This window comes from uncultured Mycobacterium sp. (genome assembly GCF_964249325.1).
Classification (GTDB): Bacteria; Actinomycetota; Actinomycetes; order Mycobacteriales; family Mycobacteriaceae; genus Mycobacterium.
The window spans coordinates 1-2,938 of the sequence record NZ_CAXUCH010000371.1 but is presented as its reverse complement, the minus strand read 5'-3'; the positions used below and the strand labels follow the sequence as shown (position 1 = coordinate 2,938).

4 protein-coding genes are annotated in these 2,938 nt (G+C 62.3%); all 4 read right to left on the bottom strand.

What is annotated here, in order from left to right; translation table 11 throughout:
- Window positions 1–395: ribosome hibernation-promoting factor, HPF/YfiA family (gene hpf, locus ACFE99_RS24655; RefSeq protein ID WP_375489444.1), on the bottom strand; the 395-nt coding region annotated here is incomplete at its 3' end.
- Window positions 396–688: 293 nt separating this feature from the next.
- Complete coding sequence (locus ACFE99_RS24650; protein ID WP_375489442.1) at window positions 689–1,327, bottom strand: ComF family protein; 639 nt, start codon at window positions 1,325–1,327, stop codon at window positions 689–691.
- Window positions 1,328–1,647: 320 nt separating this feature from the next.
- Entirely contained in the window at window positions 1,648–1,911 is a 264-nt protein-coding gene (locus tag ACFE99_RS24645; protein ID WP_375489440.1) for a hypothetical protein, read from the bottom strand.
- A 12-nt stretch (window positions 1,912–1,923) separates the two neighbouring features.
- Entirely contained in the window at window positions 1,924–2,400 is a 477-nt protein-coding gene (locus tag ACFE99_RS24640; RefSeq protein WP_375489438.1) for a hypothetical protein, read from the bottom strand.
- Window positions 2,401–2,938 lie beyond the last annotated feature (538 nt).

Genomic DNA, 2,938 nt, shown 5'->3' with positions numbered 1-2,938 from the left:
ACATCACACAACGAAACGGGGGTTTTGTCGCCGTAGTGGACTTTGCGGCGGTCCTTGACGCGTCGCAGGCGGTTTTCCAGCTTGTCGACCGCTGTCTCGAACGCCGCGTAGAAGCTGTTTGCGCAGGCCTCAGCGCGCCTCACCGGGCCCCGGCCGCGGGCGGTGATTTCGACCCGTTGACACGATTTGCGCTGACGCCGGTTGGGCGCGTGTTTAAGCTCGACGTCGAAAAGATAGATAGAGCGATCGAACCGCTCCAGGCGGGCGAGTTTCTGCGAGACGTAGACGCGGTAATGATCGGGGATCTCGACGTTGCGGCTCTTGACCACTACCTCAGCTCGGGGTGTCGGTTCGGCCTGCTCGTCTGTGTCGGCCAGTACCTGGCCGGAATCCACGGTTTGCCTTGACATTCTTGACAACTCGTTTCTCTCGCGTCGCACGCGTTCGCGTGCCCGGCTTTCAGATGGGCGCCGACGGGGTCATGGATTTTTATGCAGGCCGCCCGCCGGTGACGGGTGTCGAGAACTCACCTCCTACCGTTGTCGGCGAAGTGGCGCTTGGTTCTCTAGATGAGCGCCGCCGTGAGATGTTCACGGATGCTTGACCCGACCGTAGCCCGTGTTCACGTCGAAGTGCCAGTACTTTCGTCGCGCTGTTTCGAGTTGTTCACGATTGGCTCAGGCGGCTATCAGGCGGCTGCGATCGCCAGCACGGCGGCGACCCGGATGCCAGCGGTGTGCAGGACACGGACGGACTCGCGCGCGGTCGTGCCGGTGGTGACGATGTCGTCGACCAGCAGCACCTCGTTTCGGGTCGACGGCCGCCGGCGGCGCAGCAGCACCCGGCCAGCGATATTCCGCTCACGCGCGCTGGTGCCCAAGCCCGCCGAGTCGCGCGCGAATTCTCTCATCCGCAATACCTGCATCATCGTGATGTCGGGATGGCCGGCGACCGCCACGGCTGCCATGCGCGCGACGGGGTCACCGCCGCGCCGACGCGCTGCGGACTTACGTGTCGGCGCGGGCACGATCGTCAACGGGGTGTCGACCATGCCCCAGGTGAGCAGCCGATGCACGCCGATGGCCAGCGCGTGCGCCATCGGTTGTACCAGGTCGGTGCGGCCGTGCTCCTTCATCGCCACGATCGCTTGCCGCCGCGCACCGGCGTAGCGGCCGAGCGCAAACACCGGCACCAGCGGGTCGACGCGCGGGCTGACGACGTGCGGCGCGTCCGGCGCTACCTCCAGCTCCCTGGCGCAGGTCTCGCACCAGCGCGTCGATGGCGCGCCGCAGCCGCCGCATTCCAGCGGTAGGAAGAGATCGAGCATGCGTGCAGTGTGGCGGCCAGGGGTGACACGGCTGACGGGGTAACAACTGACAGGAACTGGCTAGCTGGTCGCCAACGTAATCCCAACCCGGGTGCCGTCCTGGCAGACGGTAAATAACGCCTGGGTAAGCTCTCACAGATTGTCGGAATCTCAATCCATCAAGGAAAGCGGGCCACGGAAGACTGAACGCTGCTGACATCGGGCACTTACTCGACCGCATTGACTAACTACCGGAGAGATCGACCACGCCGCCTTTAGTCACGCCGCTGAACCAAATATTGTCATTTCATCTTCACGACTTGCCGCCGCAGGGGTTCTCATTAAACCGGCGTTCCACGGTTACTACCCGGCTGTTCCAAGAGAAGTTCATCGTGTTCGCGCCGTCGACAAGCTTCGACGAAGTCAATTGCTGCGTGCCTGTCGTCCAAAAATGCACGATACTGCTCCGGCGTGATCTCGTAATACTCCTCGTAGTCCACGATGCCATTACTGACCGGTATCGATGCATAGTAGCGACCGGATGTCGTTTCTATGCCGAGCGAGTAGCGATCTTCCCGTGAAAAATAGGTATCGTTGAATTTCATGACACCCTTCTTCTAGTTAGTGATGTCAGATTTAGTATAACCATCTTCTGGTACTCGTCCGCCGTCAATAACTGCTTCCGACGCGCCATCAGGCAACAAACCACCGGGGATCCACTGTTCATTGGCGCCCGCTTCATTCCCGGACGGAACCCGCAAGTTGAATTCCTGTGGCCGCGGTATATCGATTCTAACGATTTTGTGTGAGTCGAGGAATCCTTCTCTCAGGCCTAGTGCTTTCTCCAGTGCGCGCGGATCTCCTCGAGTCGCTTCAATCAAGTCGTCTGCTTCGCTTTTTGGCATGACAAATGATGTTCCGTCCCGCTGAGCGATGCCATACTTGTCAAGGTTTGTTTCAGGCATGAATCGGGCTGCGCCGTCGTGGAACTTCTCAAGATGATGCTCAATGTACTCTGGTGACAAATACTCAGAGGGATCCGGGCGAGTACCTTTTTCCATAGCAAGAATTTCGTCTCGCTTTTCGTCAGTCAAGCCGCTCGCTGGTGCGTCATCCGGTTGCCCTCCGTCATGGTCGGGCGCTGATCCGTCACCCGGCTCGTGCGGGCCGTGGCCGTTACCCTCACCGCCGCCATGACCATCACCTGAGGCTTCCGGTTCGCCGGGGCCGTGGGACGGTGGTGGTTCTGGTGGCTGCCCCCCACCGGGATAGGAGTCGGGAATCGGTTCGTGGAGCGGCGATATTGGCGCAGATTGTGGTGAATGCGCGCTGGCTGGGGTTGATTGGGCTGGGTAGCTCTCGGGCGCGATCGGCGTGTGCGGCGGAGAGGCTACCTGGGCGCCAGGTGCGGGCAGCTTTTCAGCCGGCGCGGCGGGTGCAGGTACCGAATGGCCCGCAGCAACCGGTGCCGGTTCATGCCCACTCCCCGGCACCGGCGGCTCTCCGACAGTCGCAGGTTCGTGGGGGCCGGCGGGCGGTTCGGCCCCGCGTGGCGTTGTGGGCGCCGGCTCCTGTGGGCGCGTCGGGGTGGGCGGCTCCGCCCTAGGCGCGGGCGCTGGTTCACCGGGGCGG